Source organism: Mesorhizobium sp. ORM8.1, from assembly GCF_053005525.2.
In genome coordinates, this window is sequence record NZ_CM132600.1 from 5,095,949 (window position 1) to 5,110,151 (window position 14,203).

Annotated in this window: 11 protein-coding genes and 3 pseudogenes; 4 read left to right on the top strand and 10 right to left on the bottom strand. The window is 64.4% G+C overall.

Annotated elements, in window-relative coordinates:
- Positions 1 to 52: 52 nt before the first annotated feature.
- Together upp and ACVDG8_RS25475 are read right to left on the bottom strand one after the other, a co-directional pair.
- Positions 53 to 682 carry a uracil phosphoribosyltransferase gene (upp, locus tag ACVDG8_RS25470; RefSeq protein WP_447250898.1) on the bottom strand — a complete coding sequence of 210 codons (630 nt, stop codon included), beginning with the start codon at positions 680 to 682 and terminating at the stop codon, positions 53 to 55.
- A 152-nt stretch (positions 683 to 834) separates the two neighbouring features.
- Positions 835 to 1,809, bottom strand: coding sequence for an adenosine deaminase (locus ACVDG8_RS25475; RefSeq protein WP_447250899.1), 975 nt, complete (start codon positions 1,807 to 1,809; stop codon positions 835 to 837).
- A gap of 168 nt (positions 1,810 to 1,977) precedes the next feature.
- Here ACVDG8_RS25475 and ubiE point away from each other — a divergent pair, with 168 nt between their 5' ends.
- The 3 genes from ubiE to coaBC all read left to right on the top strand — a co-directional run bounded on the left by ubiE (position 1,978) and on the right by coaBC (position 5,939).
- On the top strand, positions 1,978 to 2,754 hold the full coding sequence (gene ubiE, locus ACVDG8_RS25480; RefSeq protein WP_447250900.1) for a bifunctional demethylmenaquinone methyltransferase/2-methoxy-6-polyprenyl-1,4-benzoquinol methylase UbiE: 777 nt from the start codon (positions 1,978 to 1,980) through the stop codon (positions 2,752 to 2,754).
- A gap of 73 nt (positions 2,755 to 2,827) precedes the next feature.
- The gene (gene ubiB, locus ACVDG8_RS25485) at positions 2,828 to 4,402 is read left to right on the top strand and encodes a 2-polyprenylphenol 6-hydroxylase (protein WP_447250901.1); all 1,575 of its coding nucleotides are present in this window, start codon (positions 2,828 to 2,830) and stop codon (positions 4,400 to 4,402) included.
- Between the two features lie 61 nt (positions 4,403 to 4,463).
- Positions 4,464 to 5,939, top strand: coding sequence for a bifunctional phosphopantothenoylcysteine decarboxylase/phosphopantothenate--cysteine ligase CoaBC (coaBC, locus tag ACVDG8_RS25490; RefSeq protein ID WP_447250902.1), 1,476 nt, complete (start codon positions 4,464 to 4,466; stop codon positions 5,937 to 5,939).
- Positions 5,940 to 5,987: 48 nt separating this feature from the next.
- On the opposite strand, the gene ACVDG8_RS25495 is transcribed toward coaBC, so the two are convergent.
- A complete protein-coding gene (locus ACVDG8_RS25495; RefSeq protein ID WP_447250903.1) occupies positions 5,988 to 7,319 on the bottom strand; it encodes an aspartate aminotransferase family protein in 1,332 nt (443 codons plus the stop codon).
- Between the two features lie 97 nt (positions 7,320 to 7,416).
- Between ACVDG8_RS25495 and ACVDG8_RS25500 the strand changes: the two genes are divergently transcribed.
- Entirely contained in the window at positions 7,417 to 8,274 is an 858-nt protein-coding gene (locus ACVDG8_RS25500; RefSeq protein WP_447250904.1) for a LysR family transcriptional regulator, read from the top strand.
- 12 nt (positions 8,275 to 8,286) lie between these two features.
- Here the strand turns inward: ACVDG8_RS25500 and ACVDG8_RS25505 are convergent.
- From ACVDG8_RS25505 to ACVDG8_RS25535, 7 genes and pseudogenes are all read right to left on the bottom strand, one after another.
- Positions 8,287 to 9,722: pseudogene (locus ACVDG8_RS25505) on the bottom strand (MFS transporter).
- 397 nt (positions 9,723 to 10,119) lie between these two features.
- Positions 10,120 to 10,602 (bottom strand): DUF992 domain-containing protein, encoded by a 483-nt coding sequence (locus ACVDG8_RS25510; protein WP_447250906.1) that lies wholly within the window; start codon positions 10,600 to 10,602, stop codon positions 10,120 to 10,122.
- A gap of 93 nt (positions 10,603 to 10,695) precedes the next feature.
- A pseudogene (locus ACVDG8_RS25515) lies at positions 10,696 to 11,171 on the bottom strand (DUF992 domain-containing protein).
- A 260-nt stretch (positions 11,172 to 11,431) separates the two neighbouring features.
- Positions 11,432 to 12,282: pseudogene (locus ACVDG8_RS25520) on the bottom strand (tetratricopeptide repeat protein).
- Between the two features lie 132 nt (positions 12,283 to 12,414).
- Complete coding sequence (gene rpsU, locus ACVDG8_RS25525) at positions 12,415 to 12,681, bottom strand: 30S ribosomal protein S21 (protein WP_140673838.1); 267 nt, start codon at positions 12,679 to 12,681, stop codon at positions 12,415 to 12,417.
- A gap of 180 nt (positions 12,682 to 12,861) precedes the next feature.
- Positions 12,862 to 13,248, bottom strand: coding sequence for an SET domain-containing protein (locus ACVDG8_RS25530; protein WP_447250909.1), 387 nt, complete (start codon positions 13,246 to 13,248; stop codon positions 12,862 to 12,864).
- Positions 13,249 to 13,375: 127 nt separating this feature from the next.
- Positions 13,376 to 14,134 (bottom strand): SDR family oxidoreductase, encoded by a 759-nt coding sequence (locus ACVDG8_RS25535; protein ID WP_447250910.1) that lies wholly within the window; start codon positions 14,132 to 14,134, stop codon positions 13,376 to 13,378.
- Positions 14,135 to 14,203: the final 69 nt, after the last annotated feature.

Below are 14,203 nucleotides of genomic sequence, written 5' to 3' on the forward strand. Positions count from 1 at the left end.
TAACGCGCGTCGGAACCGCCTGTGTGCGTAAACAGGCGGTAAACGAATGCGCTCATTTTGTGCCGTACATGCGGTCGCCGGCGTCGCCGAGGCCGGGCATGATGTAGCCCTTCTCGTTCAGCTGGCGGTCGATCGAGGCGGTGAAGACCGGCACATCCGGATGCGCCTTGGTGAAGCGCTCGATGCCCTCGGGTGCCGCGAGCAGGCAGAGGAAGCGGATGTTTGTCGCGCCGCGTCCCTTCAGCTTGTCGATTGCGGCGATCGCGGAATTGGCGGTCGCCAGCATCGGGTCGACGACGATCACCAGACGGTCGGCAAGATCGCTCGGCGCCTTGAAGAAATATTCGACCGCTTCCAGCGTCTCATGATCGCGGTAGAGGCCGATGTGGGCGACGCGCGCGGCCGGCACCAGGTCGAGCAGGCCTTCGAGCAGGCCGTTGCCGGCGCGCAAAACCGAGGCGAAGACCAGCTTCTTGCCTTCAAGCGTGGGCGCTTCCATCTCCTCGATCGGCGTCTCGATCATGGTCGTGGTCAGTTCGAGGTTGCGCGTCACCTCATAGCCCAGAAGCAGCGAGATCTCGCGCAACAGCCGCCGGAAGCCGGCCGTCGAGGTCTCCTTCTTGCGCATGATGGTCAGCTTGTGCTGGACAAGCGGGTGGTCGACGACGGTGACGCCCTGCATGATCTGCTCCGACTGGTTCGCAGTGGGTGATGAGTAGTGAGTAGTGAATAGTGAGCCGATTTGCGAGTCCCTGCCCGAGGGAAAGCGCCAGTCCTCAACCGTGCGATACGCGCGGCGAAATCGGCCGCTACTGACTACTGCCTATTGACCACTCACCGAACCTTCGCGTCCAGCCGCCCCAGCAGCATCGCCTTGGTCTTCCTGTCGACGAACGCCGCCTCGATGGCCGTCCTGGTGACACCGGCGAGTGCCTTGTCATTCATGGAAAAATGCTCGGCGGCGATGTCGTATTCGCGCTTCAACGAGGTCCAGAAATAGGGTGGGTCGTCGGAGTTGAGCGTCACCTTGCAGCCGGCGGCGCGCAACGCCGGGAAGGGATGGGCGGCGAAGCTGTCGAAGACTTTCAGCGCGATGTTGGAGCCGGGGCAGCATTCCAGCACCACGCCTTGGTCGGCGATGCGGCGGACAAGGTCGGGGTTTTCGATGGCGCGCACGCCATGGCCGATGCGCGACGGGCGGATATGGTCGAGCGCTGCCGCCACACTCTCCCATCCCATCAACTCGCCGGCATGGATGGTGATGCCGAGGCCCGCCTCGCGGGCAATCTCGAAAGCGCGCACATAATCCTCGAAGTCGCCGATGCGCTCGTCGCCGGCAACGCCGAAGCCGGTGACCAGCGGATGGCCGCAGCGCGCCGCGAAGCGCGCCGCCTGCTCGATCGCCTCGACCCCGACATGGCGCACGCCGGTGACGATCATGCGGCCTTCGATGCCGGTCTTGGCCTTGGCGCGGAGCATGCCTTCGCCCAGCGCATCCGTATAGGCCTTGGGCGAGAGGCCGGCGTTCCTGGCGTGATCCGGCGAGGTGAAGACCTCGGAATAGATGGCGCCGTCGCGGGCCAGGCTGGTGAGATAATGATCCGCCAGACGCGCGTAATCCTCCTCGGTGCGGAACAGGTCGGCGGAAAAATCGTAGGCCGCAAGGAAAGACGTGAAATCGTGCCAGAAGAAGGAGCCGTCGCGAATGAAAGGCGAGGGGTCCTTGCCATATTTGCGGGCCTGCTCGATGACGAGTTCGGGTGCTGCCGCCCCTTCGATGTGGCAATGCAGTTCGGCTTTCAAAATCATGCGGTCATCCCGTCCGGTACGATGTTCTGGCACAGATTCCGACCGGAAAAACACGCAATGCACTTCCCGGGCCCGTCTCCAGGGCGCGGCCTAAAACCGCGCCCTGGACAATAGCGTCGGCACCATCGATCGGCTATGGTCCCGCCGGTTTTATGACGGATGAAAATAATGTCGGTTGAAAGAACCACGGCTGCAGGCGGCATGGAGACCTCCTATGGGTTCAGGAAGGTCGGGGAGGGCGACAAGCAGCCCCTGGTCAACGACGTCTTCCATAAAGTCGCCAATCGCTACGACCTGATGAACGACCTGATGTCGGCCGGATTGCACCGGCTGTGGAAGGACGCGATGGTCGCCTGGCTCAACCCGCCGAAGCGGGCAGGCTGGAGCGTGCTCGATGTTGCCGGCGGCACCGGCGATGTCGCCTTCCGCATCGTTGAGGCCAGCCAACGCCAGGCGCACGCCACCGTGCTCGACATCAACGGTTCGATGCTGGCCGTCGGCCGCGATCGCGCCGAGAAGCAGGGGCTGGCTGAAAACACCGACTTCGTCGAGGCCAATGCCGAGGCGCTGCCGTTCGAGGACGAGACGTTCGACGCCTATACGATCGCCTTCGGCATCCGCAATGTGCCGCGCATCGATGCCGCACTTGCCGAGGCCCATCGTGTGCTGAAGCGCGGCGGACGGTTCTTGTGCCTGGAATTCTCCGAGGTGGACATGCCGCTGCTCGACAAGGCCTATGAGGCCTGGTCGTTCAACGCGATCCCCAGGATTGGCAAGGCGGTGACTGGCGATGGCGAGCCCTATTCGTACCTTGTCGAATCGATCCGCAAATTCCCCAACCAGCAGAATTTCGCTTCCATGATCACCCGCGCCGGGTTCAGCCGGGTGAGTTTCCGCAACTATTCCGGCGGCATCGCGGCGCTGCATTCGGGCTGGAAGCTTTGAGGCGGGACATTTTGAGCAAGGCCCGTTTGAAGCAGGCCCCGTTGAAACAGGCCTCACTCAAACGGGCAGGCCAATGAGCAGCGTCGCCGCCGCCTTTCGGCTGGCCAGGGCCGGCTGGGTGCTGGTCCGCGAGGGCGTCGTCGCCGCGTTGCCCGGCGAAGAGCTTTCGGGCATGCCGAAGTTTGGCTGGCGCGTGGCGCGGTTGTTCACCCGCCGTCGTGCGCTGAGCTATCAGCGTGGCGACCGGCTGGCGCGGGCAGTGGTGCGGCTCGGACCCTCCTACGTCAAGCTCGGCCAGTTCCTGGCGACGCGGCCCGATGTCGTCGGCAACGACATGGCGCTCGACCTGGCGCTCTTGCAGGACAAGATGCACACCTTCCCGAAGGCGGAGGCGGTCGCGGCAATCGAGGGGTCGCTCGGGCGCAAGATAGACGATCTCTATGCGAAGTTCGGCGAGCCGGTGGCGGCGGCCTCGATCGCGCAGGTGCATAGCGCGGATGTCGTGCGCGACGGCGCCGCTTCGCAGGTGGCGGTGAAGGTCATCCGGCCCGGCGTGCGGCGGCGCTTCTTCCAGGACCTCGAAAGCTATTTCCTCGCTGCCCGCCTACAGGAAAAATACATCCCCTCGTCGCGCCGCCTGCGCCCGGTCGAGGTCACCGAAACGCTGGCGCAGACCACCAGGATCGAGATGGATCTGCGGCTCGAGGCGGCGGCGCTGTCCGAGCTTGGCGAGAACACCAAGGACGATCCTGGCTTTCGCGTGCCTTCGGTCGACTGGGAACGAACCGGCCGCGACGTGCTCACCATGGAATGGATCGACGGCGTCAAGATGAACGACATCGCCGGTCTTGCCACCGCCGGCCATGACCTCAAGACGATCGCCGCCAACCTGATCCAGTCGTTTCTACGGCACACGCTGCGCGACGGCTTCTTCCATGCCGACATGCATCCAGGCAATCTGTTCGTCGAGGCCAACGGCACCATCGTCGCGGTCGATCTCGGCATTGCCGGGCGTCTTGGCAAGAAGGAGCGCCGCTTCCTCGCCGAGATCCTCTATGGCTTCATCGTGCGCGATTATCAACGCGTCGCCGAGGTGCATTTCGAGGCCGGCTACGTGCCGCGCCAGCACAATGTCTCGGCCTTCGCGCAGGCGATCCGCGCCATCGGCGAGCCGATCCACGGCCAGTCGGCCGAGACCATCTCGATGGCGAAGCTGTTGACCTTGCTGTTCGAGGTCACGGAACTGTTCGACATGGCGGCAAGGCCGGAACTGATCCTGTTGCAAAAGACCATGGTCGTGGTCGAGGGCGTCGCCCGCACGCTCGATCCGGCCTTCAACATGTGGAAGACAGCCGAACCGGTGGTCGGCGACTGGATCGCCGGCAATCTCGGCCCGCGCGGATTGCTCACAGACGCGCGCGACGGCGCCAAGGCGCTGCTGACGCTGGCAAGGCAGGCGCCCGATCTCGCCGTCCGCACCGACCGGCTGTCGCGCGAGATCGACCTGATGGCCGAGCACGGCCTGCGCTTCGACGAGGCGACCGCGCGCGCCATCGGCAAGGCCGAGGCGCGTCACACCCGTTCGGGTCGCGTGGCGCTTTGGGTGATCGCGCTGACGTTGATCTACATCGCCTGGAAAATCTTGTGATTGCCGGATTCTGATAGCATTGCTATCATTGCACTCGCGACGATCAGGCGAGTGCAATCACATGGCCAGCATCACCATCCGCAACCTCGACGATGACGTGAAGGACCTGCTGCGCCAGCTGGCTGCGGAAAATGGCTGCTCCATGGAGGAGCAGGCGCGGCTGATGATCCGGGCGGCGGTCGAAGGCCGGGCAGGGCAAGCCGACCGCATCGATCAGATCGAGAAGACGTTGCGCGAGTTGGCAGGCTCTTCCGGCAGCCAGGCGACGACCGTTGCCGCCCAATCGAACAAGCCGTCAGCCAGAGGCGCGCTTTCCGGCAAACGCGTCCTGCTCATCATAGGCGGCGGTATCGCCGCCTATAAGGCGCTCGACCTCATCCGCCGCTTGCGCGAGCGTGGCGCTGCGGTCCGCGTGGTCATGACGTCGGCCGCTCAGGAGTTCATCACCACGCTGTCGGTCGGCGCGCTTTCGGCGGATCACGTCTTCACCGAGCTGTTCGATCGCAAGGACGAGCACGACGTCGGCCATATCAGGCTGTCGCGCGAGGCCGATCTTCTTGTCGTCGCGCCGGCCACCGCCGACCTGATGGCGAAGCTGGCCAACGGCAATGCCAACGATCTCGCCTCAACGGTGCTTCTGGCCACCGACAAGAAGGTGCTGATGGCGCCGGCGATGAACCCGAAAATGTGGGCGCATCCAGCGACGCGCCGCAACCGGGCGACGCTGCAGAAGGACGGCATTGTCTTTGTCGGCCCCGGCAGGGGTGAGATGGCCGAGAGCAACGAGGCCGGCGAGGGCCGCATGGCCGAGCCGCTGGAGATCGTCGCGGCGGTCGAGGCGATGCTCGACGAAAAGCCGAAGCCGCTTGCCGGCCGCAGGATCATAATCACCTCGGGGCCGACGCATGAGCCGATCGATCCGGTGCGCTATATCGCCAACCGCTCGTCGGGCAAGCAGGGCCACGCGATAGCGGCAGCGCTGGCGAAACTCGGCGCGGATGTGCGGCTGGTGTCCGGCCCGGTCAACATTGCCGATCCGGCCGGCGTTGCGACGACGCATGTCGAGACAGCAAGTGAGATGAAGGCGGCCGTCGAGCAACTGCTGCCGGCGGATGCCGCGGTCTTTGTCGCCGCGGTCGCCGACTGGCGCACCGCCGGCACGGCCGGCGAAAAGATCAAGAAGGTGGCGGGCGAGGGGCCGCCGGCACTGCTGATGGTCGAAAACCCCGACATTCTCGCCGGTGTCGGTCATCACAAGCAGCGCCCGGGGCTGGTGATCGGCTTCGCTGCAGAGACGCAGGATCTGATCCGCAATGCCGAGGCCAAGCTGGCCAGGAAGGGAGCCGATTTCATCGTCGCCAACGATGTCTCGCATGAGAGCGGCATCGGGCCGTCCGGCGTCATGGGCGGCGACCGCAACAAGGTGCGCATCGTCTCCAGGACCGGCGTCGAGGAGTGGCCTGAAATGAGCAAGGACGAGGTGGCGGCGCGGCTTGCCGCGCTCATTGCCGAGCAGTTGCAGTCCATCGTCGTGTGAGTGCTTGATCCGGCTCGCATCGGCGTGCCGGGCGTTATTGCGATAACCTCACTCCGCGGCGATGCCCGGAACGCTGATGTCTGCTGCAAGACCGGCTTCGATCGAGTCGGAAATGATCCGCAGGCCGAGGTCCAGATCCTCCTCGGTGATCGTCAGCGGCGGCGCTATGCGGAAGACACCGCCCATGCCGGGAAGCTTGACGATGTTCATGCTCAGCCCGCGCCGGAACGCTTCCGTGGCAATCACCGCGCCAAGCTGGTGGTCGGGGACCTTGCCGTCCTTGACGATCTCGACGCCGAGCAGGAGGCCGCGGCCGCGCACGTCGCCAACGCAGTCGTAGCGCTGCTTCAGTCGCGACAGGCCATCGAACAATCGCGCGCCGAGATGCCGGGCGCGGTCGACCAGCTTTTCTTCTTCCACGACATCGAGCACGGCGAGGCCAACGGCTGCCGGCAACGGGTCGGAGACATGGGTCGTGTAGAACAGGAAGCCCTTCTCATGCGCCTCTTCCTCGATTTCAGCCGTGGTCATGACGGCCGACAGCGGAAGTCCGGCGCCGATGGTTTTCGAGAGAGTGAGGATATCCGGGGTGACGCAGTCCCTCTGGAAGGCGAACATATGTCCGGTGCGGCCGATGCCGGTCTGCGCCTCGTCGAGGATCAGGAGCATGCCGCGCTCGCGGCATTTCTTTTGCAGTGCGGCCAGATAGCCTAGCGGCAGTTCCAATATGCCGCCGCTGGACAGGATCGGCTCGGCGACAAAGGCGGCCAAGTTGCCGGTCGACTGAGCGTCGACAAGATCAAACGCGTCGTCGAGTTCGGTCTGCCAATCCAGCGAGCCGTCGGCATTCTTGAAACGCGGCCGGAAGCTGTTCGGCGCGGGGATGGCCAGCGAGCCGACGGCGGCCGGCCCATAGCCCTTGCGGCCGGCGCTGTAGGTCGCAGAGGCCGCAACACCGGTCATACCGTGCCAGCTCTTCGAAAAGGCGACGATCTCGTGCTTGCCGGTCACCAGCTTCGCCATGCGGATCGCGGCCTCGTTCGATTCCGCGCCGGTCGACAACAACAGCACACGGTCGAGCCCCGGCGCCAGCGCCGCGAGGCGCTCGGCGAGCTCGACCACCGGTCGGGACAGCATGCCGCTGAAGAGATGCGCGACCTGTCCGACCTGGCGGCTCACCGTCGAGACGATGCGGGGGTGAGAGTGGCCGAGCAGCGCGCTCATCTGGCCGGAGGTGAAATCGAGGATCGGCTTGTCGTCGGCATCGTAGACAAAGGATCCCGCCGCGCGCTCGATGATCGCCGGTTCGAAACTGCCGCCATAGCGTATCAGGTGCTTTTGCGCTGCATTCCAAAAGCCTCGGTCCAGGTTTTTCGACATCGTCCAGCTCCACCAAAGCGTCCAGCGCAATAAATACCGGTTGGCGTGGGTGCAGTAAAATTGATAGTAGTCGGATTCCGATATCAATGGATTTGATATGCAAGGTCCGCTCGATCTCAAGCTGTTGTCGACATTCGTGCGCGCGGCCCATTCGGGCACGCTGAGCGCTGTGGCCGTGCAGGTCGGGCGCACGCAATCGGCGGTGACCATGCAGATCCAGCGGCTGGAGGAAGCGCTTGGGCAGAGCTTGTTTCACCGCAGCGGCAGCGGCGTGCGGCTGACCGGCAGCGGCGAACGCTTCCTTGCCTATGCCGAGCGCATCCTCAAAATCCACGACGAGGCGATCTCGGCGCTTTCCGACAAAGGCCTGCACGGCTCGATCATCTTCGGCAGTCCCGAGGATTATCTGAGCGCGTTCTTTCCCGCGCTCCTGAAGAGTTTCGGCACCATGTATCCCGATGTGGAGATCAAGGTGGTCTCGGCGCCGACGGTCGAATTGCGAACGCTTCTGCACGCGCGCCAGATCGACCTGGCGCTCGTTTCCACGCCTGATCCGAGCGGGTCGGCTGATGTCGTGCGCCGGGAATCCCTGGTCTGGGTGGGCAGCAGGCCGGCCCTGGAACTCTACGATTTCGGCGACACCGTGCCGCTGGCATTGTCGGCGTCGAACGCCGTCGACCACAAGGGGGCTTGCGAGGCCATGGCCCGCGCCGGGCTGCGCTACAAGATCGCCTACGCCAGCAACAGCCTTGCCGGGCTGATCGCCGTCGCAAGATCCGGTCTGGCGATCAGCGTGATGGCCGCGGAGGCGGTGCCGTCCGACCTGTATGTACTAGGCGCCCCGCTTCCACCTTTGCCCAGCCTCGGCATTCTGGTCGCCTTCGCCGACACGGGGCGATCGCCCGCGGTCGAGGCATTTGCCGAACACATCCGGATTGTTCTTCCGTCGCTTTGACCGGCGCCGGCGTCAGCCCGCCGCCAGGCGGGGCCGGTTCGCCCCCGAAAATATCTTCAGCGCGGCCAGACAGCCGACCAGGCCGAGCGGCAGGAAGGCCAGGAACAGCCAGCCGGCGACGGTCGCGGCCGCCTCGCGGCTCAGCCCTCCGGAGAAGCCGCTGGCATTGGCGATGATGCCGGCGACGGCCGCGCCCACCGCATAGCCGATACGCTGCATGGTCGGCACGGCTGCCGATGCGATGGTCTGTTCGTCGGGCGCCGCCGAGGCGACGATGATGCGGGTCACGAACGGCCAGGCGATGCCGAAGCCGCCGCCTTGCAAAAGGGCGCAAAGCAGGATCAGCAGGATCGAGCCGTCGGGGATCGTATAAGCAAAGCCGGCAATGCCGCAGGCAATCATCAGGGCGCCGATGACGACAATCGACCGCTCGCGCTCCGGCGGCGCGTTGGCGACGAGGATCGACAGGATCGACCACGAGATCGATTCGGCGGCAATGATGTAGCCGGTGGTGAGCAGCGGTATGTCATGCAACGTGGTGAGTAGCAGCGGCCCGTAGATTCCGAAGGAGCAGGTCGCCACCGAAAAGGCGGCGATCATCGTCATGCCGTTGCCGACCGGCGAACGCCAGGAGAACAGGTTCGAGGGAAGAGCCGCGATCGCGGCTTGAACGCGTCGATCCGGATGAACAGCACCAGGCCGACAAGGCCGAGGCAAAGCAGCAGGGATGAGCGAAGCAGTGCGATGTCGACGCCGGCGGTCGCGATCAACACGACGCTGATTGCGAGACAGCCGAGCGCGCCATAGGGGAAGGGCGGCGCCGCGCCACTCGATGCCTGCGGCCGCGATGCGCCTTCGGTGTTGAGAACGATCAAGCTGGCAAGCGCGATGGCGAGGCCGCCCAGCGTGAAGATGCCGACCGCCCAGCGCCAGGACAGAAGGTCGACCATGATGGCGCCGATCAGCGGGCCACTGAAGGCGGCGACGCCCCAGATCGCCGACATCACGCCGAAAAGCTGCGGCCAGATGTTACGTGGAAAAAGCCGCTCGACCGAGACGAAGGCAAGGGACACGAGCGCGCCGCCGCCAAGACCTTCGATCAGGCGTCCGGCGAGAAACTGGACCATTGTCGGGGCGACGGCGCTGACCAGCGCACCGGCGGCGTAGAGCAAGGCGGCGATCGCCATGTTGCTGCGCAAGGAAACGTAGCTGACCAGCCGCCCGGCTGCGGCGCCGGCGGTAATCGCGCCAAGCTCGTAGATGGCCAGCGACCAACCGACGAGTTGCACGCCGTTCAATTCGCCGACCATCGCCGGCATCACGGTCGCGACCATCGTCTCGTTGGTGGCGTAGAGCAGAATGCCGAGGTTGATGAAGCAGAAGCGCGCCAGATCGCCGCTTGCCCATAGCGCCCGCCAGTCGACCCTGTTGCTGGTGATTTCAGACATTCCTTTTACCCCGCCTTGCATATCTCGGTGCCGGCGCATGACACTAGAAGCCAGTAGGGATTTCCGGCGGGGCCATGCGCGCTGTTTCACGCAGGGTTGGCTTCTAAAACCTCAACCATGGTTGGGTTCAAGCGACTTTTCTTATCGAAGCGCAAACGGCCGAGATTGGCCGAAGAGCTCTCAGCTTCGTCATCCACGGGCGGAGCAGCCGCGAAGCGGCGTCGCGAAGACCCGAGGATCCATGCCGCGAGCTGGCTGAGGGACACAACGGTGCAGAATTCCGCACCGTCTCAACGCCTTAACGTCATGGCATGGATCCTCGGGTCTGCGCCGCGTCGCTACGCTCCTTGCTCCGCCCGTGGATGACGAAGCGTTGGGGAACCACCTGATACTGCGATCAGTTCGCGCTGCTGCGCAGCTGGAATTGGCTGACGCCGATGGCGATGTTGAGACCGGTCTGGGTCTGGACACTGAGTGGCTGCAGGGTGAAGGCGTTGCCGGTGCCGCCGACCAGAAGGTTGGCGCCGGCGCCGATCGCGGCGGTCACTTCGGCACTGGCGCCGACATAGTCACCGGCCAGAGCTCCGGGAGCATAGATGTTGTTCATGGTCGTCAGCACCAGCCAGCGCATCACGCTCTGGGTGGTGGTGCCGATGTCGAGGCCGTATTTGTTGACGGCGCCGAAATAGGCTTCCGGCGCGAAGCTCTTGTCGGCAGGCGTGAACGTGCAGCTCAGATCCTTGCTCGAACCGAAGATGAAGCCGGTGCCGCCGCCAATGGCGCAATCAAGGACGCCGAGTTCGACGCCGCCGTGCTGCGAGCGCGCCTCGCCCGTCAATGCAGCGATGGCGAACAAAGCTGCGGCAATGATCCTCGGCATTACGTCCCCCAAAAACATGCGGCCCGGAACGGCTACAATGTCGTGTTCCGGGCCGCGCGTATAGGGAGCGGATGTCGTTACCGGCTGGGCGCCTTATTTGTAGGAGTGGACGAGGTCCAGCGAGGCCACGGTGACGGCCAGGTTGACGCCGGTCTGCGCCTGGACGCTGAGCGGCTCCAGCATGAAGGCGCTGTTCCATCCGCCGACCAGGACGTTGGCGCCGCCGCCGGTCACGACGCTTGCCTCGGCATTGACACCGTAATAACTGCCGGCAAGGTCCCCCGCATCATGACTGGGGGTGGCGGCCAGGACGGCCCAGACGAGCTGGCCCTGATGCGTCTTGCCAACATCGATGCCGAGCTTGGAGATCATCCCGTTGTAAACCTCGGCCGGCCCGTGATGAGAGGGCCGGAAGACGCAGGACACCCCTTGTTCGACGAGATGATATAGCCGGTACCCCCGTCAATGGAGCAATCGAGCGTGCCGAGCCGGAGCGTGCCGGCGCTGACTGGAGAAGCGAGGGCTGTGGCGGCAAGCGCGGCAGCGGCACAGGCAAGTGTTTTGATCATTGGAAAGGTCCTTTCGCGAAAATCTTGGCCCCGCCTTAAACGATCGAGGTGGGCGGAGCGTTCCGCCGAAAACTTGGCGCGAACATGGCAAAGGTTAACGCATTGTCATCTTCGGTTAACGCGCAGTGATAATTGCGCAACGGTGCTGGCCGGGAGCGATCTGCCCGCTGCCTTGACACGCAATGGTTGCGATTTGGCTGCGTCTGGCGCTTGCAAATGGAACGGTATCCCGACCGGCGCCGCGACGCGCCGGCCGTCACTCAGCTGGCGTTGCCGCCGGTGCGCGACAGGCCGTCCTTGGCCGGCTGGTAGTTCGGGTCGAGGTGGATGGCCTCGCGGTAGGACTTGGCTGCCCTGACCTTGTCGCCGCGCTTTTCGTAGATCAGCGCCTGGTTGGCCCAGGCCTCGGCGTTCTTGCCGTCGAGCTTGATGGCCATGTTGAAGTCGGCGAAGGCGTTGTCCTCGTCGCCCGTCGCCAGGTAGGAGAGGCCGCGGCCGTTGTAGGGCTCGGCGGCATCCGGCGCCAGCGAGATGGCCGTCGAGAAGTCCTCGATGGCGAATTTGTGCTGGCCCTGGCTTTGATAGATCAGGCCTCGATTGTGGTAGGCGCGCGCATCCGTTGTGTCGAGCTGGATCGCCTTCTGGAAGTCGTTGAAGGCATCCTGGGTGCGGCCGGCCTTGCGGTAGAGATTGCCGCGGCCGATATAGGCGGCGTCGTAATTGCCATTGATCTGAATCGACTTGTTGTAGTCGGCGAGCGCGGCTTCCTGGTTGCCGAGGAAACGCTGGATGAGCGCGCGGTTCGAATAGGCCTGGTAGAAATTCGGATTGAGCTGGATGGCCTGGTTGAAATCCTTCAGCGCCGCCTGGTACTGGCCGCCGCGGCCATAGGCCGAGCCGCGCACATTGTAGCCTTCGGGTCCTGCGGACTGCGCTGGATGACCGCCGTCAGCGAGGAGATGTTCTCGCTAGAGCCTTGCGCCTTGTCGATCGAGTTGAACTCGCCGCTTGGGTTCGTCTGGCATGCTGCAAGCGCCAGGCCTGAAAGCAGGGCCGCCGTCAGGGCGAAGCCACGAAAAGCGGCTCTGCGCTCCACGGAAAATGCGTTCATCTTTGTCCTCACTGCCGCAGCGCCGTCAGTCCGTTCCCTCTCCGAACCGGCCTCTATGCATAAACAAAAAGGTGGCGGCGATTCCGCATCGCGCCACCCTTGGTATCCTTTGAAAAGGACGAAAAATAGGCGTTATGAGCGCGGCGGGCGCGATGCGCCGGCAGCACCAGCCGGAGCCGGACGCGGGGTCATCGGCAGCAGGCCTTCGCGCTGAGCGCGCTTGCGGGCCAGCTTACGGGCGCGGCGCACGGCTTCCGCCTTTTCGCGAGCACGCTTCTCGGACGGCTTCTCGTAGTGACCGCGCATCTTCATTTCGCGGAAAATACCTTCGCGCTGCATCTTCTTCTTCAGCGCGCGAAGCGCCTGATCAACGTTGTTATCGCGGACGAGTACCTGCACGGGCAATCCTGTCTTCGGGTTTGATATCGATAGGCATACAGCCATAGCCGCCATGCCGCCGCAGCGGGTTGCACCGCGAATTGTGGGCGGCTGATAGCAGAATCATGCCGCCCTGTCCACCGCTGATTGCTGGAAACCGCGATCAAAAACCGGGGCGCGGCTGCCTGAGGTTTTCCGGCGCTATGCGGTCGCCAGATGGAGGCGGGCGAAATCCTCGAAAAACTCGCCGTAGTCGCAGGTGATCTCATCGCCGGCGGCGATATCGCGGGTGGCGGTGGCGCCGCCATATTGCGAAAAATCGGTGTTCGGCGTCGCCGAATGGTTCATGAAACGGCCATTGTCGACCTCATAGACCATGAAGCCGGGCTTGTCCGGGCTCGGATAGGCATAGCGATCGAGCAGTTCCTTCAGGGGCTGCGGCGCCGTCTCGTATTTCTCCATCGGGATCAGCCGGTCGAAGTCCGGGTCGAGCCGCCAGATCGAGGCGCCTTTCCGGATCGGCTCGGCGGCGAACATGCCGACGCCCTCGATTGCGCTCGCGGCCACATAGGTTCGGATCAGCATCATGGTTCCAGGACCTGTCTCGGCAAGAAGCCTGTTTCGACAAAACCGCAATCGCCAAATCGCGCGGAAAAATCAAGACCGGCGGCCCGCGTCACAGCGACGAACAGGCCTGTTTGCCGCAAGAAGCCCTTCACGTCCGATTGATCGAGACGCCGCCATCGGCAAACAGCGCCGATCCGGTGGTGAAGCTGGAGGCGTCCGAGGCAAGGTAAAGCGCCGAGCGGGCGATTTCTTCCGGCTGGGCCATGCGCTTCAGTGCATGCAGGCCTTCGACGAAAGCGCGGGCCTCGGGCGTCGTGGTCGTGGCGCCGGGCGTGTCGGTGCCGCCGGGCAGCAGCGCATTGACGCGCAGGCCCTTCGGGCCGTACTCGGCGGCCAGCACCTGCGTCAGCCCGATCAGGCCGGCCTTGGCCGCCGCATAGGCCGCCATGCCGGGCATGCCGGCGGTGTAGCCGACGAAGCTGGAGGTGAAGATCAGCGAGCCGCCACCGCGCTCCAGCATGGCCGGTATCTGATGCCTGGCGGCGAGGTAGGCGCTGGTCAGGTTGGTGTCCATCGTGTCCTGCCAGGTCGCCGGCGCCATGTCTGGAACCGGTGCCATGACACCGACCGCGCCGGCATTGTTGAAGGCAATGTCGAGGCCGCCGAAACGAGCGACGGCGAGTTCGACAAGGGCCTTCGCATAGCTCTCGTCGGTGACGTCGCCGGCAAGCGCAATGGCCGAACCACCGGCCTCCGATATCTCGCCGACAAGCGTATCGAGCTCGGCCTGGCGACGGGCGGCGACGACGAGCTTGGCGCCTTCCTCCGCGAAGAGTTTGGCGGTGGCGCGGCCGATACCGGAACTGGCGCCGATGACGATGGCGACCTTGTTGGCGAGTGCGAACATTTTCTTACATCCTTTTCTTCGCGCCAGCATCGCCGGCAATCGGGATGGTGATCGCAGGTGGGGGCAGCG